This is a genomic window from Caballeronia hypogeia (assembly GCF_001544875.2).
Taxonomy (GTDB): Bacteria; Pseudomonadota; Gammaproteobacteria; order Burkholderiales; family Burkholderiaceae; genus Caballeronia; species Caballeronia hypogeia.
Genome location: NZ_FCOA02000010.1, coordinates 91,468 through 112,921, shown reverse-complemented (window position 1 = coordinate 112,921; position 21,454 = coordinate 91,468). Strand labels below are relative to the sequence as shown.

Here is a 21,454-nt window from a genome sequence, read left to right as displayed (position 1 = left end):
CGCCACGAGATTCAAGAAGAGGCGCTTATTCAAGCGCCTCTTCTTCCCGAATCAAGCCAGATGCGGGTAATCAGACAGTTTCAACGTGAAACCGTGTTCAGTCGCAACCAGATGCGCGGTTGCACCGAACGGCAGCGTCAGCAGATTTTCCACGTGGCCGAACTGCAAGCCTGTCACGACCGGTATGCCGGTTACCGACCTGACCTGCTCGATCATGGCGTCAAGAGAATAGCCGTTGTCGTAGTCGGCCAGCCGGCCGCCCGAGAATTCGCCCATCACGATGGCCTGTTGCTTTCCAAGCACGCCTGACTGATACAACTGATAAATCATCCGTTCTATGCGAAACGGATGCTCGTTCACGTCTTCGATATACAGAATCCCGCCCTCGACCGGCGGCAAGTACGGCGTGCCGACGAGGGACGTCAGAATCGCGAGATTGCCGCCCCACAGCATGCCTGTAACGTCCACCGATTGGCGCTGAGGCGCATTGCTCGTCACGGTGAAGCTTGGATGCGAGATCGCGTTCCAGAAGTGCCGCATCGTGAACGCGCTCAAATCCTCCGCGCCGAAGTCGCCGGCGAACATCGGGCCGCCGAAGCTCTTCACGCCGGAATGCGCGAACAGCGCGCACTGGATCGCGGTGAAATCGCTGTGGCCGACAATCGCCACAGGCTGATCCGCGAGCCTGCGCAAGCCCAGGTAATCCAGACCGTGCAGAATGCGCGACGCGCCGTAACCGCCACGCACGGCAAGTACGATGTCTGGCAACGGGCGCGAGGTATCCGCGAGCCGGTTGAGGTCGGCGGCGCGCTCGGCGTCCGTGCCGCCGAAGCGCTGGAAGCGCCGGCGCGTCGCGTCGATGTTTTCCAGACGATGCCCTTCCTTGTGCAGACGCGCGATACCCCGTTCGACGGCCGCCGGATCGTGCGGATAGCCGGAGGGCGCAACGAGATCGATTGTGCGTGATTTCACTATGTTGTCGTTGGATTCGTTATCGATTCGGAGGGATTCGCCGCGGCTTCGCGTGCGCGGCGCGCGTCGCGTTCCTCGCGCGCAAGGCGGCGTCGTTCGGCGAAGAAATTCTTGAGCGCGTGCCCGCATTCGTCGGCGAGTACGCCGCCCGTCACGGTCGTATGGTGATTCAACTGCTGATTCGCGAACATGTCGACGACACTGCCGCACGCACCCGTTTTCGGATCAGTGGCGCCGTAGACGACCCGCGCGATGCGCGCATGCATGATCGCGCCGGCGCACATCAGGCAAGGTTCGAGCGTCACATAGAGCTCGCAGCCGGGCAAACGATAATTTTCGAGTTTCTGAGCAGCGGCGCGCAGCGCGGCCATTTCGGCGTGCGCGGAAGGGTCGTGCCCGCGAATGGGATGATTGAAACCGGTGGCGATGACTTCATCGCCGAGAACGATTACAGCGCCGACCGGCACTTCGCCGGCACGCCGGGCCTCGTCGGCGGCGCGTTGCGCGAGCGCCATGAAGCGGCGGTCGCGCTCGCTCGCGGGATTGTCGCCGGGAGTCGGATAGGGAGCGTCAAGCATCCCGATCACTTCGTTTCCAGCTCCGCGCGCGACTGAGATTGTGCGCGTTCCGAGAGCCGCTCCGCGATGCGCCGGCGATATTCGTGCGGCACGCAACCACCGCCCCGCAGCGATTCGAGCGCCATGTCGAGCGCGAGCATCTTGGCTTGCAACTGGCAGCGGGCGGCGGGGTCAGTCACCTTGTCGAACTCTTCCTGCAGGCCGCGCAGCGCGCGGAGTTGTTCGACCGCCGGCGGGACGAAGCCCGCGTTCTTGAGAATTCGATTGGCAACGCGCACTTCCTCGGGCACGAGGGTGTCGTCGTCGAAGTGTAGCGGAGCGCCCGCGCCCGGCAGGTTGTTGAACTCGCCACGCGTAGCGGCTTCGTTGATCCGCTGTTCGACCAAAGCATCTAGCAATTTCATCGGGGATTACGACCGGTTATTCACCCGCGAGCGGGCGCGGTCTGTCACGATTTCCGTTGGTTAGCTCGAAGTCGGAAGCCAGCCGGAATACCACGCTCGCGCGTTGTTCGGCACGTCTCGACAATCCAGTGCCTATTCTATCAGCGGCCGCCGGGCGGTTTTCGCTCACGCCGCGGGCGTTCGCGGTACAAGGCCGTATACCGGCCTTATCGCGGTGCTTATGCGATCCGCATGCGTCGTTTGCGCAACAATCGTTGACCGCGTCACAACAATTGTGCTTGTACGATGACTAGGCGCCCTGCGCGCTCTTGCTATCGCGCGTATAACCTTCGGTCGCGAGCAGCAGACGACGCGTGTACTCATGCGCGACGTCGCGCGAGCGCACCGCGTCCACGCTCAGTTGCTCGACGATCTCGCCATTGCGCATCACCGCGATGCGCTGGCAAAGGAAGCCGATCACCGCGAGGTTGTGGCTCACGAGGATCATTGTGAGCCTGCGTTGACGGTGCAACCGCCGCAGCAGATTCAGGATTTCCGCCTGCACGGAGACATCGAGCGCGGAAGTCGGCTCGTCGAGCAGCAGCACGCGCGGCTCGACGATCAGCGCCCGCGCGATCGACACACGCTGCCGCTGCCCGCCCGACAACTGATGCGGATAGCGAAAGCGGAACGCCGGGCCGAGCCCCACTTCGGCGAGTGCGTCGAGAACGCGCGCGTCCTGATCGCCAATGCCGTTGATCGCGAGCGGTTCCCGCAAGCTTTTGTCGACCGTGAAGCGCGGATGCAGCGCGCCGTACGGGTCCTGAAACACCATCTGCACGTCGCGTCGTTCGGTGCGCGCACCGATGCGCACGCTGCCGCCCGCAAGCGGCGTCAGACCCGCGAGTGCGCGCAGCAGCGTCGACTTGCCGCTACCCGATTCGCCGACGAGCCCGAACACCTCGCCCTCCTCCACGCGCAGCGAGACGTCGCGCACGGCGTCGACGTGGCCGGTCTTGGTCTTGAAGCGAATGAGCGCGCGTTCGATGTCGATCATCGCGCCGCTCCTTCATCGAGCCACGCCGGATCGCGGCGCAAGGTTGGCAGTTCGTCGGGCGGGTTTTCGAGCGGCGGATTCGCTTCGAGCAGCCCGCGCGTGTACGGGTGCGTCGCACGCGCGAGATCGCGCGCGGCGCAGGTCTCGACGATGCGCCCGCCGTACATCACCGCGACGCGATCGCAGAACGACATCACGAGCGGCAGATCGTGGCTGATGAACACGAGGCCCGTATCGTGGCGGTAGATCATCTCATCGAGCACGGACAAGACCTGCATCGACACGAGGACGTCGAGCGCGCTCGTGGGTTCGTCGGCGACGAGCAGGCGCGGGCCGGCCGAGACCATCATCGCGATCATCACGCGCTGGCCCATGCCGCCCGAGAGTTCGTGCGGATAGGCGTCGGCGACGCGCTCCGGATCGCGGATATGCACCGCCGCCAGCGCCGCCACGATGCGCTCGCGAATCTCACGCCTGCCCTGCTTCGGGGCTTGCCGGACGAAGGTTTCGCGCATCTGCTGCGCGACCGTCATCACCGGGTTAAGCGAGTACTTCGGGTCCTGCAGGATCATGCTCATGCGCGTGCCGCACAGGCGGCGGCGGGCTTTCGGACGCATGGCGAGCAGGTCCTGCCCTTCGAAGCGCAGCGCGTTCGCCGACCATTTCGCCTCGGGCGGCAGAAGCCCGAGCAACGCGCGCCCCGTCAGCGACTTGCCCGATCCCGATTCCCCGACGATGCCCAGCCGCTCGCCGCGCCGCACGGTCAGCGAGACGCCGCGCACGGCGGGCGTGAGCGCGCCATCGTGGCCAGCGAAGGCCACCTGCAAGCCATCGATCTGCGCGAGCGTATCGGACATGTCAGCCTCCATGACGCGGATCGAAGACGTCGCGCAGGCCGTCGCCGAGCAGGTTGAAAGCGAGGCTCACGGCGAGAATCGCCAGACCGGGAATGGTCGCGACCCACCAGGCGTCGAGCAGCACGTTGCGGCCCGCCGCGACCATGTAGCCCCACTCCGGGCTCGGTGGCCGCGCGCCCAGTCCGAGAAAACCGAGACCGGCGACGGCGAGAATGATGCCCGCCATGTCGAGCGTGGCGCGCACGATCACCGACGACGAACACAACGGCACGATATAGCGCAGCAGAATCCGCACCGGCGACGCGCCCTGCAGACGCGCAGCGTGAATGAAATCGGCCTGCGCGAGACGCAGCGACTCCGCGCGCGCGAGACGCGCATACGGCGGCCATGCGGTGATCGACAGCGCGATCACCGCGTTGAGCACGCCCGGCCCCAGCGCCGCCGCGAACGCGAGCGCGAGCACGATCTTCGGGAACGCGAGCGCGACATCGGTCAGACGCATCAGCACGGTATCGACGATGCCGCCGCAATAGCCCGCCACCGTGCCCATCAGCAGGCCGATCGGCACGACCAGCACGACGACGAGAATCGCGATCGCCAGCGTCAGGCGCGAGCCGTGCACGAGCCGCGAGAGGATGTCGCGGCCGAGCTGATCGGTGCCGAACCAGTGCGCGGCGCTGGGCGGCGTGAGACGCTCGCTCAGCACTTGCTGCAAGGGGTCCTGCGTGACGACGAACGGACCGACGGCCGCGACCACGACGAGCAGCACCAGAATCACGAGCCCGAGCATGCTGAGCGGATTGGACGAGAACCGTCGCCAGCGCCGGTATGCGCGCCCGAGCGCGGCCTGCCGCGGCGAAGCAGGCGTATCGGTGAGAAGCCAGGCGCGCCATTGCCGTCGCTGTTGCTTCATCGGCGTGCGCTCCGCGGGAGATTGCATTCGTCGGCTTCCTCCATGTCAGCGCGCGCGTGGATCGAACACGCGATACAGCGCGTCCGTCAGCAGATTGAGCGCGATGAACGTCGCGCCGATCACGAGCGTGCTGCCGAGCACGGCGTTCATGTCGGCGTTGAGCAGCGCGCCCGTCAGATATGAGCCGATGCCCGGCCACGCGAACACGATCTCGGTCAGCACAGAGCCTTCCAGCAAATAGCTGTACGCGAGCGCGATCACGGTCAGCAGCGGCACCGCGATGTTGCCGAACGCATGCCGCCAGATCACGCGGCGCTCGGGCAGGCCTTTCGCGCGCGCGGTCGTCACGTATTCCTGGCCCAGTTGCTCGAGCATGAACGAGCGCGTCATGCGCGACAGATACGCGATCGAATAGAACGCGAGCACGCTTGCCGGCAGCGCGATATGCGAGAACGCGTTTCTGAACACATCCCACTCGCCGGCGAGAATGGAATCGATCAGCAGGCTGCCGGTGCGAGTATCGACCATGCCGTCGTACATCGGATCGATGCGCCCTGGCCCCGACACCCAATGCAGCCGCGCGTAGAAGAGCAGCAAGCCCATCAAGGCGAGCCAGAACACCGGCACCGAGCTGCCCGCGAGGCCGATCACGCGCGCGAGGTGATCGACGATGCGGTTGTGCTTGACCGCCGCCGCGACGCCGAGCGGTACGCCGATCGCGACGCCGATGAAGGTCGACAGTGTCGCGAGTTCGAGCGTCGCGGGAAAGACGCGCTTGATGTCGTCGATGACCGGATTCGCGGTCAGAAGTGAGATGCCGAGGTTGCCGTGCAGCACGTCGCGCGCGTAGATCAGGAATTGCTCGATGAGCGGCTTGTCCAGCCCGAGCCTCAGGCGCGCGGCCGCATACGCGGCGGCGGACGCGCGGTCGCCCAGAATGGCGAGTACCGGATCGATCGGAATCTTGCGGCCGATGAAAAACGTGATCGCGAGCAACCCGAGAAACGTGATGGCGAGCATCGCGATCCAGCGCGCGAGCGCCAATACAATGCGCACGCCGCCGCGCCTGGAACTCGCGGCGCGCATGCGCTCGAAGAACGTGACGGCGCTCACTGCTTCTTGATGTTGCGATACGACACGAGATCGTTGATCGGCCCGACTTCGAGACCGGTGACGCCGGGCCGCGCCGCAACCTGCGACACCTTCTGGAACATGATCACGAACGGCGACTTGGCGAGCACTTCGCGCTGCATCTTTCCGTACAGTTGCGCGCGCTTTTTCGGGTCGCTTTCGGCGAGCGCGGCGTTGGTTTCCTTGGTCAATTGCGGAATGTCCCACGCGTTGCGCCACGCGAGCATCTTGTAGCTCGACGCCTCCGAGTTGTCCGGATTCCATACGAAACCCTGCGCATTGCTGTGCGGATCGATGTAGTCCGCCGACCATTCGCCGATATAGATATCGTGCGCCCGCGCCCGATAGCGCCCGAGCGTCTGCTTGTTGTCGCTTGGCACGAGCTCCACCTTGATGTTGCCGAGCGCGAGATTCGCCTGCACCGCCTGCGCGATCTCGCTGTACGGATAATCGTTGCGCACGTCCATCTTGACCGTGAAGCCGTTGGCGAGACCCGCTTTCGCGAGCAGTGCCTTCGCCTTCGCGACGTCCTGGTGATACGGGTCTTCGTTCAGCGCACCGAGGAAGCCCTCGGGCAGGAACGCCTCATGAACCTTGTAGGTCGTGCGGATCACGTTCTTCTGAATGCCCTGATAGTCGATCAGCCACTTCATCGCTTCCCAGACTTCCGGCTTCGCGAGATTCGGATTCTTGTTGTTGAGGCCGAGGTACATGAGCGTCGCCTGCGGCACGGCGGTGGCCTTGATCACGCCGTTCTTCGAGAGCGTGTCGAGATCGTCGGGAGAGAGATCGCGCGCGACGTCGATATCGCCGTTCTGGATCATCAGGCGCTGGCTCGCCGCTTCGGTCACGTGACGCAGCACGATGCGCTTCATCGCGAGCGGAATGCGGTAACCCTCGAAACGCTGCAGCACGATGCTGTCGTTGGCCGTCCATTTGACGAGCTTGTACGCGCCCGATCCGGCCTCGTTGGTCTTGAGCCAGTCGTTGCCGTAGTCGCCGGCCTTCGCGTGCGATTCGACCAGCTTGCGATCGACCACCGACGCCGGCCACGAGCCGAGCACGTTCAGAACAAAGGTCGGTGCGTAACGCTGATCGGTCGTGACGGAGACGGTCGTATCGTCGATCTTCTTCACGTTCAGCAGCGCGTTGGCCTTCGTCAGTCCGATGCCCGCGAGCACCGCCGCCGCGCCCTTGTCGAGCAGCGCGGTGCGCTGGATGGACCACGCTACGTCATCGGCGGTGAGCGCGTTGCCGGAATGGAACTTGAGCCCAGGGCGCAGTTTGAACGTGAAGGTGAGACCGTCGGGACTCACGGTCCAGGACTGGGCGACATCGCCATTGAATTTCGACGGGTCTTTCAGATCGACCCGCACCAGCCGGTCGTACGTATTCGCGACGTATTCCTCCGGCACGAGCTCGTATATTTCGCCGGGATCGAGCGAGGTGAACTCGTCGAGCAGGGTCGCCATGACGAACATGTCCTTCGGCGTCGCCGCGCTCGCCGTATGCCCGCCGAATCCCGCCGCGAACGCCGATGCGAGCATGAGCGCCGCCAGTGCTATTTTCATGTGCTGTCGTCCTGTGGATGTCGCGTTTTTACATGAGCCGCAGCGGGCCGCATTCTTCGTTGTCGATCAGAGCAAGTTCGCGCGAGCCTGGCAATTCGTAATGCCACCACTCGCTTTTGATGTGCGTGAAGCCCGCGCCATGCATCACGCCCAGCAAGAGCGTGCGGTTGCGCTGCACGTGCTCTGGCAGGCCGAAGTGAAAGTGCTCGGATTCGGCGACCATCGCGTCGAAGCCGGTGCCCATGTCGAGTTCGTTGCCTTCGCCGTCGACGAGCGTGAGATCCACGGCCGTGCCGCGGCTGTGATTCGAGCCGCGTCCGAGTTCCGCGATGAAGTTCGGGTCCGGCAGAAAGTCCCACAGCACTTTTTGCGCTTGCGGCGGACGATAGGCATCGAAGATCCGCAGCGTCATGCCGATGCTCCGCGCGATATCGACGGCTTTACGCAATGCGGCTTCGGCGGGTTCCAGCAGCAGGCAGTGCTGGGCCTTGTAGATGGGTTTTCCGGTGAAATTGCGATCGGTCGCGTAGACGAGATCGATCTGGACGTGGTGGGTTTCGGGCGTGATGTGCAGCAGGCGGGATCGAGTCATGTGTTCGCGTGCAGCTTCGATTTCGAATTCGATAGACGAACCTTAACGCGTTAGAAAAATCCGCGAAACCTTTAAATCGGATTGCTCGCGTGCCGGAGCGGCCAGCGGGCGAGCACTTCGTGGCGCGACTGGCCGAGAAAGCTGCGTACGAGCGCGAATTCGCGGGCGGTCCAGGCGATCGGCGTGATGGCTTGCCGCGCGATGCGATGTTCGTCGTAGAGCAGCGTCACGTGAGGCGTGAAGCGCGGATGGCGTTTGAGCGGAATGCCGGCCGTGTCGAGCGCGGCGCCGAGGCTTTGTTCGAGCGCGTCGAGTGAATCGGTGGCATCGCCCGACAGGACCAGCGGACGTTTGGCGCGTCGACCCGAAAAGCTTTCGATGCGGTCGAGGGTAATGTCGACTGGCGGGAGTCTGACTTGGGAGGCTGCGGCGCGTGCCTGTGCAAGCAGATCGGCGGGGAGGCCGGCAAAAGCGCCGAGGTAATGCAAGGTGACGTGAAGGCGATCCGCAGAAATCGCCCTCGCCTTCAGCCTGTGCCCGACGCGAAGCCGCGCCGCGAGTTCATCGATGAGCGCGGCGGCGGCTTCGTCGGGATAAAGGGCGAAGAAGAGCGAGTCGGTGACGCGCTCACTCTTCCGTTCGTGATCGGGCGGCGCGTCATTCATGCGCCCGGCTCGCGTTCAGCGTGAAGCGGCGAGCGTTATTCCCACTCGATCGTCGCCGGCGGCTTGCCCGAAATGTCATACACGACCCGATTGATGCCGCGCACTTCGTTGATGATCCGGTTGCTCACATGCCCGAGCAGATCATGCGGCAGATGCGCCCAGTGCGCCGTCATGAAGTCGAGCGTCTGCACGGCGCGCAGCGCGACGACGTACTCATAAGTGCGCCCGTCGCCCATCACGCCGACGCTCTTCACCGGCAGGAACACCGCGAACGCCTGGCTCGTCAGGTCGTACCACGACTTGCCCGTCTCCTTGTCGATGGTGTTGCGCAGCGTCTCGATAAAAATCGCGTCCGCACGGCGCAGCAGGTCGGCGAATTCGCGCTTCACTTCGCCGAGAATCCGCACGCCGAGCCCCGGTCCCGGGAACGGATGGCGATACACCATCGCGTGCGGCAAGCCGAGCTTCACGCCGAGCTCGCGCACTTCGTCCTTGAACAGCTCGCGCAGCGGCTCGAGCAGCTTCAGGTTCAAGGTCTCCGGCAAGCCGCCGACATTGTGATGGCTCTTGATCGTGTGCGCGCCCTTCTTGCCCTTGCCCGCCGATTCGATCACGTCCGGATAGATCGTGCCCTGCGCAAGCCATTTGGCGTCGGTGAGCTTGTCCGACTCCTTGTGGAACACTTCGACGAATTCCGCGCCGATGATCTTGCGCTTCGCTTCCGGGTCGGTCACGCCGGCGAGCTTCTGCAGGAATTCCGCGCTCGCATCGACGTGAATCACCTTCACGCCGAGGTGATCCGCGAACGTCGACATCACCTGTTCCGCCTCGTTCTGACGCAACAGACCGTGATCGACGAACACGCAGGTCAGCTGATCGCCGATCGCGCGATGCAGCAGCGCCGCCGCCACCGACGAATCCACGCCGCCCGACAAGCCCAGAATCACATGCTCGCCGCCGACTTGCGCGCGGATCTTCTCGACCGCCTCGTCGATGTAGTGGCCCATCTCCCAGTCCGCCTGCGCGCCGCACAGTTCCAGCACGAAGCGCTCGAGCATCGCGCGGCCCTGCACCGTGTGCGTGACTTCCGGATGCCATTGCAGACCGTAAAAACGGCGGTCGTCATCGGCCATCGCGGCGATCGGGCACGACGGCGTGGACGCCATCAGCTTGAAGCCGGCAGGCAGGTCGACGACCTTGTCGCCGTGGCTCATCCACACCTTGAGCATCGACTCGTCTTTGTCGCTCCTGAAGTCCTGGATGCCCTCGAGAAAACCCGTGTGATTCAGCGCCTGCACTTCCGCGTAACCGAATTCGCGCACGTTGCCGAGCTCGACCTTGCCGCCGAGCTGATCAGCCATGGTCTGCATGCCGTAGCAGATGCCGAGCACCGGCACGCCGAGATCGAAAACGATCTGCGGGGCGCGCGGAGACTTGGCTTCGGTGACCGAGTTCGGCCCACCCGACAGGATGATGCCCTTCGGCGCGAACTCGCGGATGAAAGTCTCGTCGACGTCGTACGGATGAATCTCCGAATAGACATGCGACTCGCGGATGCGCCGCGCGATCAGTTGGGTGACTTGGGAGCCGAAATCGAGAATCAGGATTTTGTCGTGCATGGCTGCGGCCAAAGGCTAAGTGAACGAATGTTGTGTGCCGTCGCGCGGCGTTGATGCGAGCCCGACGGTAAATAAATCGACGGCCGGCGCGAAGGCCGACCGTGCTTGTCTTGCGTATTTGCGAAGCTGCGCGTCTGCTGGGCGTTCCATGCGCTTCGCGCCTTCATCGTGGTACGCGCCCGGCGTCCGGCGCGAGCGGATCGACTCTTCGACCCGTTGCCGGATCGATCTCGCCGCTGATGACCGGTTCGATGCGCCGGCCCGTGACCGGATCGATCGCGCGGCCGGTGACCGGATCGAGTGTGCCGCCCGTGACCGGATCGACCGCGCCGTCCGGATGGGCGACGACGGCGGCCGGCGCGATCGGCGATACGGGATCGAGCGGACGTCCCGCCGGATCGATCGCGCGGCCCGATACCGGGTCGATGGCGGTCGCCCCTGGCGCGCGCGCCGCCGGGCGGATCGCGCTGTCGGCGGACGGCGTAACCGTCGCGCGCTCATCGCCACGCTTTTGCGCGGCTTTTTTCTCCGCGCGCTGCGCCGAAGCCGCGCCGGCCTGCGCCGCGCGCTCGCGCCGCCGCACCACCGACGACAGCCGCACGCTGCCGAAACCCAAAACCACCAGCACCGCGCCGACGACCGCCGCGATGATCTGCCCGAAACCGTCCAGTTGCGGCGAATGCAACCCGAGCAGCCACACCAGCACCACGACGCCCGAGAGCCACTGCACGTGGCCCGACACCCGCGCCGCCCGGGCAGTTAATGCGCCATCGACCGCCGCATGAAACGCGAGCCATGACAAACCGACGAGCGCGACGCCGAGCAACTGCCCGGCGAACACCGGTTGCACGCGGATCGAATCCAGTTGCAGCGCGCCATACAGCCCCGCCCACGGCGTCAGCAGAAACAGCAGGCCGTACGCGAGGAAAATCAGGGCATTAATGACGAGCACGACCCGCAGCAACGGTTTCATGGTCAGTCCGCGTGAAAAATCGACGGTTAATCGACGTTAATCGACGTGGTAGTTCGGCGCTTCCTTCGTGATCTGCACGTCATGCACGTGCGACTCGCGCATGCCGGCCGCCGTGATCTGCACGAACTCAGCCTTCTCGTGCATTTCGGCGATGGTGCGGCAACCGCAATAACCCATGCTCGCGCGCACGCCGCCGACGATCTGGAACAGAATTGCGTTGACCGAGCCCTTGTAAGCCACACGGCCTTCGATGCCTTCCGGCACGAGCTTGTCGATGTTCGCCGAGTTGTCCTGGAAGTAGCGATCCGCCGCGCCGTCCTTCATCGCGCCGACCGAGCCCATGCCGCGATACGACTTGTACTGGCGTCCCTGATACAGGAAGACGTCGCCCGGCGATTCTTCCGTGCCCGCGAGCATGCTGCCCATCATGACGACGTTCGCGCCTGCCGCGAGCGCCTTGGAGACGTCGCCCGAGAAACGCACGCCGCCGTCCGCGATGACCGGCACGCCGGTGCCGCGCAGCGCTTCCGAAACATTGGCGATCGCCGTGATCTGCGGCACGCCGACTCCCGCCACGATCCGCGTGGTGCAGATCGAGCCCGGGCCGATGCCGACCTTCACCGCGTCCGCGCCATACTCGACGAGGGACTTGGCCGCCGCCGCCGTCGCGATATTGCCGCCGATGACCTGCACGTGCGGGTAGTTCTGCTTGACCCAGCGCACGCGTTCGAGCACGCCCTGGCTGTGGCCGTGCGCCGTATCGACGACGATCACGTCGACGCCCGCCGCCGCGAGCAGTTCGACGCGCTCTTCGTTGTCCGGGCCCACGCCCACCGCCGCGCCGACGCGCAGCTTGCCGTCAGCGTCCTTGCAGGCGTCCGGATTTTCGGTCTGCTTCGTGATGTCCTTCACGGTCATCAGACCGCGCAGTTCGAACGCGTCGTTCACGACCAGCACGCGCTCCAGGCGATGACTGTGCATCAGCGCCTTCGCTTCGGCCAGCGACGTGCCTTCCTTGACCGTCACGAGACGCTCGCGCGGCGTCATGATGTTGCGCACCGGCTCGTCCAGGCGCTCCTCGAAGCGCAGGTCGCGGTTCGTGACGATGCCGATGAGTTGCGCGCCCTCGACCACCGGAAAGCCCGAAATGCCATGCTGCTGCGTGAGCGCGATGACGTCGCGCACGCGCATTTGCGGCGGCACAGTGATCGGATCGCGCACGACGCCCGACTCGAAGCGCTTCACTTTGGCGACTTCGCGCGCCTGTTCCTTCGCGGTGAGATTCTTGTGGACGATGCCGATGCCGCCCATCTGCGCCATGGCGATTGCGAGCCGACCTTCGGTGACCGTGTCCATGGCGGCGGACACGAGAGGCATATTCAGGGAGATATTGCGAGTCAGCTGGGATTTCAGGCTGGTGTCGCGCGGAAGAACGCTGGAGAAGGCGGGCACGAGGAGCACGTCATCGAACGTGAGTGCTTTCTGGATCAGACGCATGGCAAATCCTATGGGCGCAAAAGCAGATTATACCGATAGTTCCCTGCATTTTCACTGCCCGAACAGCAGCTTAGGCCATTCAGCCGCAAAATCCGCGCCGCCGGCGGGCGCGATTTTGCCGCTCGCGCGGCCGCGCCGCGTGCAGTTTTGAACAAGACCGGCGCGCCCGGCGCGTGCTACGCTTCGGCGCTTTTCGTGAAATCTTGAAACAAACGTAGGGAGTCGGGCAATGCAGCGCGGTGTGATGTACGGAATGTCGGCGGGCGCCATCTGGGGTTTCATTTTTCTGGCGCCGCGAATCCTGCCAGACTTTTCGCCGCTCACGCTGTCCATCGGCCGGTATCTGATGTACGGCGTCGTGTCGCTCGCAGTCGCGCTGCCGTTCGCGCGCAGGCTCATCGCCAAGCTCACGCGCGCCGATTTCGTCGCGCTGGTGAAGCTGGCGCTGGTCGGCAACCTGCTCTACTACATGCTGCTCGCGAGCGCCGTGCAGCTCGTGGGCGTCGCGCCAGCATCGCTGATCGTCGGCATTCTGCCCGTGACGGTGACGCTCGCCGGCCGGCGCGATCACGGCGCGGTCGAGCTGAAACGGCTCGCCGCGCCGCTGCTGCTGGTGCTGGCGGGCATCGCGTGCATCAATGTGGATGTGTTCAGCGACGTGCTCGGCGGCTCGGGCAGCGGCGAGCCTGCGACGAGCATCCTGACCCGCGTAGCCGGGCTCGCCTGCGCGGTCGGCGCACTCGCGGCGTGGACGTGGTATGCGGTCGTCAACGCGCGCTATCTGCAGGCAAACCGCCATTTCGACGGCAACGAGTGGTCGGTGCTGTGGGGCATCGTGACGGGTCTACTCGGCGCGATCCTCGGCGCGCTGGTGTGGCTGCTGCCCGCAGGCACGGTGCAGGCGAGCGTGCCCGCCGCGCGCTGGCAGCTTTTCTGGATCGTGAGCATCGCGCTGGCGACGGTCGGCTCGTGGCTCGGCAACATGCTGTGGAACGCGGCGGCGAAACGTCTGCCGCTCACGCTTTCAGGTCAGATGATCGCGTTCGAGACGCTTTTCGCGCTGCTTTACGCATTCGTCTACGATAGCCGCTGGCCGCGCACGCCCGAAGTGCTCGCGATCGTCCTGCTGCTCGCGGGCGTGAGCTGGTCGGTCAGACAACATACGGTCGAGCCGGCGCGTCGCGTGGGGAAGACCGGAGAAGCAAAGCAAGCACCCGCGCACTGAACCTGCGTTGAATCAGCGCGAGTCCTTCGACTGCCACTTGCGCCCTTCGATCGATCCGGCGCGGCGCGTCTTGTCGACACGACGCTGGCGCGCGGTCTTCGGATCCACCTTCAGCGGGCGATAAATCTCCACACGATCGAGATCGGCGAGCGCCGCGTCGAGCGGCCTGAGCTTGCCGAACACGCCGACCTTCTGCGTCGCAAGATCGATCTCCTGGTGCGCCCGCAGCACGCCGCTCGCCTCGATGGCCTCGCGCACCGTCGCGCCTTCGCGCAACTCGACGCGCGTGAGAAACGCGCCGCCAGGTAGGCCATAACACACGTCGATCCGCATCATGGCTTACCGTAGCGCTGGTCGGCGCGCTTCACGAAGGAATCGACGAACGTATTGGCGATATGGCTGAACACCGGCCCGATGAGCTTCTCCAGAATCACGTTGGAAAACTCATAGTGCAGCGCGAATTCGATCTTGCAGGCGTCCGCGCGCAGCGGCGTGAAGCGCCAATATCCGGTGAACTTCTTGAAAGGCCCGCTAAGGAACTCCATATCGATATTCGTCGGACGCTTCTGGGTGTTGCGCGTCGCGAAATGCTGCTTGATGCCTTTAAAGCTGATGTCGATCTTCGCCTCCATGCCGTTTTCGTCCTGGCGGCCGATTTCGACGCCGCCGCACCAGGGCAAAAAATTGGGGTAGTCGGCGACATCGGTGACGAGGTCGAACATTTCTTCCGCTGAATGGCGGATCAATACGGTTTTCTGGACGTCTGCCATAGAGGGCGCAGCGGGTGGCTAGATTGGGTGGCAACGCGTCATAAGTTCTTCCGACTGAGGGCGCGCTGCTAAAATCGTGATTTTAAACGAGTTGGGCACTTTCCATTCATGAGCATCATCGACAACAGAAAAGCCTTCTTCGATTACTTCATCGAAGAGCGCTACGAGGCGGGGCTCGTGCTCGAGGGCTGGGAAGTCAAGGCACTGCGCGCGGGCCGCGGACAGATCAAGGAAGGCTACGTCGTCATCAAGCAAGGCGAGCTCTTTCTGATCGGCACGCATATCAGCCCACTGCCCGAGGCGTCGAAATTCGCGAACCTCGATCCGGTACGCACGCGCAAGCTGCTTCTGCATCGCGATCAGATCGACAAGCTCATCGGCAAGGTCGAGCAGCGCGGGCACACGCTCGTGCCGCTGAACTTCCACTACAAGGAAGGCCGCGTGAAATGCGAGATCGGCCTGGCGAAGGGCAAGAAGCTGCACGACAAGCGCGAGACCGAAAAGAAACGCGACTGGGATCGCGAACGCGCGCGACTGATGCGCACGGCGACACGCTGAAACGCGCGAATACAAAGCGGGGCGCTCTGAAGCGCCCCGTTTGTTTTTAGCCCTTCTTGATGAGCCCGCCGCCCTCGCCCTTCACGATGGCCAGCGCCGACGCGATCATCGAGCTCATATCGGACATGTTGCCCGGCACGATCAGCGTATTGCCCTGCTTCGCCAGATTGGCGAACGCGCCGACATACTGCTCCGCTACCTTCAGATTCACCGCCTCCATGCCGCCCGTCATGTGGATCGCCGTGCCGATCTTCTCGATGGCCTGTGCATTCGCTTCCGCCACCGCGAGAATCGCGGCCGCTTCGCCCTGCGCCTGATTGATCGCGGCCTGACGCTCGCCTTCCGACTTCTGGATCGCCGCCTCGCGCGCGCCCGACGCCAGATTGATCTGCTCCTGCTTGCGCCCTTCCGATGCCGCGATCAACGCGCGCTTCTCGCGCTCGGCGGTGATCTGCGCCTGCATCGCGTGGAGGATTTCCTTGGGCGGCGTGAGGTCCTTGATCTCGTAGCGCAGCACCTTCACGCCCCAGTTCGACGCGGCTTCGTCGAGCGCATTGACGATGCTCTGGTTGATGAAATCCCGTTCCTCGAAGGTCTTGTCGAGTTCCAGCTTGCCGATGACCGAACGCAGCGTAGTTTGCGACAACTGCGTGATCGCGAACACGAAGTTGCTCGACCCGTACGACGCCTTCATCGCGTCGGTGACCTGGAAGTACAGCACGCCGTCGACCTGAAGCTGCGTATTGTCGCGCGTTATGCAGACCTGACTCGGCACTTCGAGCGGAATCTCCTTCAGCATATGCTTGTACGCGATCCGGTCGATGAACGGCAGCACGATGTTGAGTCCGGGCGTGAGCGTCGCGTGATATCGGCCGAGGCGTTCCAGAATCCATGCGTGCTGCTGCGGAACGATCTTGACCGTTTTCGACACGATCACCACCGCGATGATGAGCACGATGAGCGCGAAGTACATTTCCATTATTTTTCTCCTTTTTTAGAACTAGCGTTTGGCCGCGACGATGAGACGATTGCCGTCGAGCGCCGTGATGCGATAGAAGCGCGCGCCCTCGGTCTCACCCGGCGCGAGTTCCACATCCCACTGCGCGCCGCGATACATCGCCCGCGCGCGGCCGTCGCGCCATTGATCGACTTCGAGCGTCGCGCCGATATCGAGATTCACCGCCGCATCGCGCGACGCTTCCCCGCGCCGCTTCCAGTTGCCGAAGCGCGAGCGCCGCAGCACCACGACCGCGATCAGCGCGATGACCGCCGCCGCGCCCATCTGCACATACGGCATCGCGCCCATCACGTAGGCGAGCCCGCCCGCGATCATCCCGAGCGCGATCATCAGCAAATAGAACGTGCCGGTGAACAACTCCGCGACGATCAGCGCGCCCGCCGCGACCCACCAGATCAGCCCGCCCGTTTCCATCATCGGTCTCCAAACGAAAACACCCCGGACCAGTCCGGGGTGTTTTTTATATCACGCTACACCGATCCGAAAGCAAGTGGAAAGGTGCGTCACGACTTATTTTGACAACGTCTTCGCCAGCTGCTGCCAGGTTTCGATGATCGTGTCCGGGTTCAGCGACATCGATTCGATGCCCAGCTTCGCGAGCCACTCGGCGAGGTCCGGATGATCCGAAGGACCCTGCCCGCAAATACCGACGTACTTGTTCAGCCTGAGACACGTTTCGACCGCGCGCTTGAGCATGAACTGCACCGCTTCGTCGCGCTCGTCGAAGTCGGCCGCGAGCAGCTCCATGCCGGAGTCGCGGTCGAGGCCGAGCGTCAGTTGCGTCAAGTCGTTCGAGCCGATCGAGAAGCCATCGAAGCGCTCCAGGAACTGCTCGGCGAGAATCGCGTTGGACGGCACTTCGCACATCATCACCAGCTTGAGGTCGTTCTTGCCGCGCTCGAGGCCGAACTTCTTCAGCAGCTCGACCACGCGATCCGCCTGCTTCAGCGTACGCACGAACGGCACCATGATCTGCACGTTGTCCAGACCCATTTCCTCGCGCACCTTCTTCAGCGCGATGCATTCCATATGGAACGCCTCGGCGAAGTCTTCCGCGATATAGCGCGACGCGCCACGGAAACCGAGCATCGGATTTTCTTCGTCCGGCTCGTAGCGCGAACCGCCGATCAGCTTCTTGTACTCGTTCGACTTGAAGTCCGACAGACGCACGATGACGGGCTTCGGATAGAACGCCGCCGCGATCGTGGCGATGCCTTCCGTCAGCTTGTCGACGTAGAACGCTCGCGGCGACGCATGGCCGCGCGCGACGGATTCGACCGCCTTCTTCAGATCGGCGTCGACGTTCGGGTACTCCAGAATCGCCTTCGGATGCACGCCGATGTTGTTGTTGATGATGAACTCGAGGCGCGCGAGACCCACGCCCGCGTTCGGCAACTGCGCGAAGTCGAACGCGAGTTGCGGATTGCCGACGTTCATCATGATCTTGACCGGAATCTTCGGCAGTTCGCCGCGCTGGACTTCGGTCACTTCGGTTTCGAGCAGGCCGTCGTAGATCTTGCCTTCGTCGCCTTCCGCACACGACACCGTAACGAGCGCGCCTTCCTTCAGGATGTCCGTTGCGTCGCCGCAGCCGACCACCGCCGGCACGCCCAGCTCACGCGCGATGATCGCCGCGTGGCAGGTGCGCCCGCCGCGATTCGTCACGATGGCCGATGCGCGCTTCATCACCGGTTCCCAGTTCGGGTCGGTCATGTCGGCGACCAGCACGTCGCCCGGCTGCACGCGCTCCATTTCCGACGGATCGTGAATCACGCGCACGGGACCCGCGCCGATCTTCTGGCCGATCGCGCGGCCCGTGGCGAGCACGTTCGACTGACCCTTCAGCTTGAAGCGCATCTCGGCCTTGCCGGACGCCTGGCTTTTCACCGTTTCGGGGCGCGCCTGAAGAATGAAAATCTTGCCGTCGCGGCCATCCTTGCCCCACTCGATGTCCATCGGACGCTGGTAGTGCTTCTCGATGATCACCGCGTACTTTGCGAGCTCGATCACGTCTTCGTCGGTGATCGAGAAGCGGTTGCGCTGCTCGTGCGGCACGTCGACGGTCTTCACGCGGCCCGGTTCGCCCGGCTTCGTGAATTCCATCTTGATGAGCTTCGAACCGATGGAACGGCGGATGATCGGATACTTGCCCTGTTCGAGCGTGGTCTTGAAGACGTGGAACTCGTCCGGATTCACCGCGCCCTGCACGACCGTTTCACCGAGGCCGTAGCTCGACGTGATGAACACGGTTTCCTTGAAGCCCGATTCGGTGTCGATGGTGAACATGACGCCGGCCGCGCCGACGTCCGAGCGCACCATGCGCTGCACGCCGGCCGACAACGCGACTTCGGCATGCGTGAAGCCCTTGTGGACGCGATAGGAAATGGCGCGGTCGTTGTACAGCGAAGCGAACACGTGCTTCATGCGATCAAGCACGTCTTCGATGCCGACTACGTTCAGATAGCTTTCCTGCTGACCCGCGAACGATGCGTCTGGCAAGTCTTCGGCGGTCGCGGACGAGCGCACGGCGAACGAAAGCTCTTCGGGCGAGCTGTTCTGCAGGACTTCGAAGCCGCGGCGGATTTCGTCTTCGAGACGCGGCTGCATCGGCGCGTCGACGATCCACTGGCGGATTTCCTTACCGGCTTCGGCGAGCGCCTTCACGTCGTCGACGTCGAGCGTCTCGAGACGTTTGGCGATGCGATCCGTCAGGTTGTTGTGATGGAGGAAGTCGCGGAATGCGAGCGCAGTTGTGGCAAAGCCCGTCGGCACACGAACGCCGGCTTCGGAAAGCTGGCTGATCATTTCGCCGAGCGAGGCATTCTTGCCACCGACGATTTCCACGTCGGTCATTCGCAACTGCTCGAATGGAACTACATACGCCTGATCCTTTGCGACATCGTTCGCAACATTGACTGCGTTAGTCATACAAGCCCCTAAGGTGGATGGAATTCACGATCGCACGAGTGGGCTCATATGCGCGGGCGCCCATTGGAAGCGCCTGCGCATCTCGCACAACCTGTTTGATAAACCTTCGGGGAAACGCGACCGGAACCGGCGCATTGCAAATAGAAGCGGGACGTCTGGAATCTGCTCGAAAACGTGGATTACCCAACGAAAAGCCACGAAACGACCGCGATTTGACGAAAATCCGAATCAATTTGTCCGCAATTGCTTATCGAACAGGTTGCCGCTATTCTACCTTGCCGTATTTCAAATTTGGTTCGACCGGACAGTCGTTCCACGGCAAAATCGAGGTCTTTCACGCCTGACCGTGGGTCAGCCCACAGCCGGACGCGGTCTTGATCGCGGTCTTGATCGCGGTCTTGATGTCTGTCAGCGGTCAGCTACCATAACACAGGTTTTCCGCACAGGTTTTTCCGGCGTTCGTGCTTTTGCGGTGCTTTGTGCGCTCGGCTGATCAGCGTTCGAGCACCTTCGCTTCAACTCGTTCCCTCTTTTTTCCGATGCCGCCTTCCGTATTCATCGTCTCCGACGGTACTGGGATCACTGCCGAAACGTTCGCGCATTCGATCATGGCCCAGTTCGACCAGAAATTCCGGCTCGTGCGCGTGCCCTTCGTCGATTCGATCGACAAGGCGTATGCGACCGTCCAGAAGATCAACGAGGCCGTCACGCTCGATGGCCGCCGGCCGATCGTGTTCACCACGCTCGTCGACAGCGCGTCGAACGAAGTCGTCAAGGGGTGCAACGCGCTCGTGCTCGACATGTTCCAGACCTTCATCGAGCCGCTCGAGCACGAGCTGGAAATGAAGTCGACGCACGCCATGGGCCGCGTGCACCAGAACGCCGACACCGAGGAATACAAGAACCGCATCGAGGCGATCAACTTCTCGCTCGCGCACGACGACGGCCAGTCCAACCGCAATCTCGCCGACGCCGACGTGATCCTGGTCGGCGTGTCGCGCAGCGGCAAGACGCCGACGAGCCTTTATCTCGCGATGCAATACGGCGTGAAGGCGGCGAACTATCCGCTGATTCCGGAAGATTTCGAGCGCGGCAAGCTGCCGACTCCGTTGCTCGAACATCGCGAGAAGATGTTCGGTCTGTCGATCGATCCGCAGCGGCTCGCTGAGATTCGCAACGAGCGGCGTCCGGGCAGCAAGTACGCGGCGCTCGAAAACTGCCGCTACGAGATCAACGAGGCAGAAATGATGATGAAGCGCGAGGGCATCAAGTGGCTCTCGTCGACGCACAAGTCGATTGAGGAAATCGCGACGACGATCCTGCAGGAAGTGAAGCCGGAACGGCCTTCCTACTACTGATTACTTGATCGATCAGCGCTGCTGGCGGCACTGCTCGAACAGGCAGATCGCCGCCGCGGCCGCCACATTGAGCGATTCCATGCCGCCCGGCTGCGGAATCGTCACACGATGCGTGACGGCATCGCGCCAGATTTGCGACACCCCCGCCCCTTCGTTGCCGAACACCCACGCAAGCGCGCCCGACAAATCGCAATCGTACAGGGCGACTGCGCCGTGCGAATCGGTAATCGTCACCGGCGCGTCGAGCCGGGCGATCAAATCCGCCGCTTCGACGTCTTCGAAGATATCCAGCAGAAAATGCGCGCCCATGCCCGAGCGCAGCACCTTGGACGACCACGCGTACGCCGTTCCCGGCGCGCAGAACACGCGCGTGATGCCTGCCGCCGCCGCGCTGCGCAGGATCGAGCCGACATTGCCGGCGTCCTGAACGCCGTCGAGGATCACGCAGGTTTCGGCGACGCGCGCGGGCAACTCGGCATCGATCTTTTCGACGAGCAGCAGCATGCCCACGCCATGCACGACGCTGGAAAGCTGCCCGAACAGCGCATCCGGCAGCACGACCACACGCTTTTCCTCGATTCGCGCGACGATCTCGCGGGCCTCTTCATGCGTGAGCGCGCCTTCGGTAACGATGCAGGTCTCCGGCTGACCCGCGGTGTCGAGATAAGCCGAGGCGAGATGCAGGCCTTCGAGCAGCGCGTGGCCGCTTCTGCGCTGCTGCGCCGTGGAACCGGCGAGCGCCTTGATACGCTTGTAGAGCGGGTTGTCCCGCGAAGTGATGGATTTCAC

22 protein-coding genes are annotated in these 21,454 nt (G+C 63.5%); 3 read left to right on the top strand and 19 right to left on the bottom strand.

What is annotated here, in order from left to right:
- Positions 1 to 51: 51 nt before the first annotated feature.
- The 13 genes from ldcA to guaB form a co-directional block, all read right to left on the bottom strand.
- Entirely contained in the window at positions 52 to 975 is a 924-nt protein-coding gene (gene ldcA / locus AWB79_RS16970; protein ID WP_198399047.1) for a muramoyltetrapeptide carboxypeptidase, read from the bottom strand.
- Entirely contained in the window at positions 972 to 1,550 is a 579-nt protein-coding gene (gene tadA, locus AWB79_RS16965; RefSeq protein ID WP_061168695.1) for a tRNA adenosine(34) deaminase TadA, read from the bottom strand. Before tadA ends, ldcA begins: the two co-directional genes overlap by 4 nt.
- A gap of 5 nt (positions 1,551 to 1,555) precedes the next feature.
- The gene (locus tag AWB79_RS16960) at positions 1,556 to 1,954 is read right to left on the bottom strand and encodes a DnaJ family domain-containing protein (RefSeq protein ID WP_061168583.1); all 399 of its coding nucleotides are present in this window, start codon (positions 1,952 to 1,954) and stop codon (positions 1,556 to 1,558) included.
- Between the two features lie 289 nt (positions 1,955 to 2,243).
- Entirely contained in the window at positions 2,244 to 2,990 is a 747-nt protein-coding gene (locus AWB79_RS16955) for an ABC transporter ATP-binding protein (protein WP_061168582.1), read from the bottom strand.
- The gene (locus tag AWB79_RS16950) at positions 2,987 to 3,847 is read right to left on the bottom strand and encodes an ABC transporter ATP-binding protein (RefSeq protein ID WP_232470921.1); all 861 of its coding nucleotides are present in this window, start codon (positions 3,845 to 3,847) and stop codon (positions 2,987 to 2,989) included. Before AWB79_RS16950 ends, AWB79_RS16955 begins: the two co-directional genes overlap by 4 nt.
- A gap of 1 nt (position 3,848) precedes the next feature.
- A complete protein-coding gene (nikC, locus tag AWB79_RS16945; RefSeq protein WP_061168694.1) occupies positions 3,849 to 4,760 on the bottom strand; it encodes a nickel transporter permease in 912 nt (303 codons plus the stop codon).
- 45 nt (positions 4,761 to 4,805) lie between these two features.
- On the bottom strand, positions 4,806 to 5,846 hold the full coding sequence (locus AWB79_RS16940) for an ABC transporter permease (protein WP_082862387.1): 1,041 nt from the start codon (positions 5,844 to 5,846) through the stop codon (positions 4,806 to 4,808).
- A gap of 23 nt (positions 5,847 to 5,869) precedes the next feature.
- Positions 5,870 to 7,462, bottom strand: coding sequence for an ABC transporter substrate-binding protein (locus AWB79_RS16935; RefSeq protein WP_061168579.1), 1,593 nt, complete (start codon positions 7,460 to 7,462; stop codon positions 5,870 to 5,872).
- Positions 7,463 to 7,490: 28 nt separating this feature from the next.
- Complete coding sequence (ddpX, locus tag AWB79_RS16930) at positions 7,491 to 8,054, bottom strand: D-alanyl-D-alanine dipeptidase (protein ID WP_061168578.1); 564 nt, start codon at positions 8,052 to 8,054, stop codon at positions 7,491 to 7,493.
- A 71-nt stretch (positions 8,055 to 8,125) separates the two neighbouring features.
- Complete coding sequence (thpR, locus tag AWB79_RS16925; protein WP_063963506.1) at positions 8,126 to 8,719, bottom strand: RNA 2',3'-cyclic phosphodiesterase; 594 nt, start codon at positions 8,717 to 8,719, stop codon at positions 8,126 to 8,128.
- Between the two features lie 35 nt (positions 8,720 to 8,754).
- On the bottom strand, positions 8,755 to 10,338 hold the full coding sequence (guaA, locus tag AWB79_RS16920; protein ID WP_061168577.1) for a glutamine-hydrolyzing GMP synthase: 1,584 nt from the start codon (positions 10,336 to 10,338) through the stop codon (positions 8,755 to 8,757).
- 163 nt (positions 10,339 to 10,501) lie between these two features.
- Positions 10,502 to 11,311 (bottom strand): hypothetical protein, encoded by an 810-nt coding sequence (locus AWB79_RS16915; protein WP_061168576.1) that lies wholly within the window; start codon positions 11,309 to 11,311, stop codon positions 10,502 to 10,504.
- Between the two features lie 36 nt (positions 11,312 to 11,347).
- Positions 11,348 to 12,808 (bottom strand): IMP dehydrogenase, encoded by a 1,461-nt coding sequence (guaB, locus tag AWB79_RS16910; protein ID WP_061168575.1) that lies wholly within the window; start codon positions 12,806 to 12,808, stop codon positions 11,348 to 11,350.
- Positions 12,809 to 13,037: 229 nt separating this feature from the next.
- Here guaB and AWB79_RS16905 point away from each other — a divergent pair, with 229 nt between their 5' ends.
- Positions 13,038 to 14,033 carry a DMT family transporter gene (locus AWB79_RS16905; RefSeq protein WP_061168574.1) on the top strand — a complete coding sequence of 332 codons (996 nt, stop codon included), beginning with the start codon at positions 13,038 to 13,040 and terminating at the stop codon, positions 14,031 to 14,033.
- A gap of 12 nt (positions 14,034 to 14,045) precedes the next feature.
- On the opposite strand, the gene AWB79_RS16900 is transcribed toward AWB79_RS16905, so the two are convergent.
- Together AWB79_RS16900 and AWB79_RS16895 are read right to left on the bottom strand one after the other, a co-directional pair.
- A complete protein-coding gene (locus AWB79_RS16900) occupies positions 14,046 to 14,369 on the bottom strand; it encodes an RnfH family protein (RefSeq protein WP_061168573.1) in 324 nt (107 codons plus the stop codon).
- A complete protein-coding gene (locus tag AWB79_RS16895) occupies positions 14,366 to 14,803 on the bottom strand; it encodes a type II toxin-antitoxin system RatA family toxin (protein ID WP_061168572.1) in 438 nt (145 codons plus the stop codon). Before AWB79_RS16895 ends, AWB79_RS16900 begins: the two co-directional genes overlap by 4 nt.
- Positions 14,804 to 14,911: 108 nt before the next feature.
- On the opposite strand from AWB79_RS16895, the gene smpB reads away from it, so the two are divergent.
- Entirely contained in the window at positions 14,912 to 15,361 is a 450-nt protein-coding gene (smpB, locus tag AWB79_RS16890; RefSeq protein ID WP_061168571.1) for an SsrA-binding protein SmpB, read from the top strand.
- 46 nt (positions 15,362 to 15,407) lie between these two features.
- On the opposite strand, the gene AWB79_RS16885 is transcribed toward smpB, so the two are convergent.
- From AWB79_RS16885 to ppsA, 3 genes are all read right to left on the bottom strand, one after another.
- Positions 15,408 to 16,334 (bottom strand): SPFH domain-containing protein, encoded by a 927-nt coding sequence (locus AWB79_RS16885; RefSeq protein ID WP_096031555.1) that lies wholly within the window; start codon positions 16,332 to 16,334, stop codon positions 15,408 to 15,410.
- Positions 16,335 to 16,361: 27 nt separating this feature from the next.
- On the bottom strand, positions 16,362 to 16,793 hold the full coding sequence (locus tag AWB79_RS16880) for an NfeD family protein (protein WP_061168692.1): 432 nt from the start codon (positions 16,791 to 16,793) through the stop codon (positions 16,362 to 16,364).
- Between the two features lie 96 nt (positions 16,794 to 16,889).
- Positions 16,890 to 19,307, bottom strand: coding sequence for a phosphoenolpyruvate synthase (gene ppsA, locus AWB79_RS16875; RefSeq protein WP_061168569.1), 2,418 nt, complete (start codon positions 19,305 to 19,307; stop codon positions 16,890 to 16,892).
- 539 nt (positions 19,308 to 19,846) lie between these two features.
- On the opposite strand from ppsA, the gene ppsR reads away from it, so the two are divergent.
- Positions 19,847 to 20,665: a posphoenolpyruvate synthetase regulatory kinase/phosphorylase PpsR gene (gene ppsR / locus AWB79_RS16870; protein ID WP_061168568.1), complete on the top strand. Its 819-nt coding sequence runs from the start codon at positions 19,847 to 19,849 to the stop codon at positions 20,663 to 20,665.
- 12 nt (positions 20,666 to 20,677) lie between these two features.
- Here the strand turns inward: ppsR and AWB79_RS16865 are convergent, their stop codons facing one another.
- Positions 20,678 to 21,454, bottom strand: a complete 777-nt coding sequence (locus AWB79_RS16865; protein ID WP_061168567.1) for a TrmH family RNA methyltransferase — start codon at positions 21,452 to 21,454, stop codon at positions 20,678 to 20,680.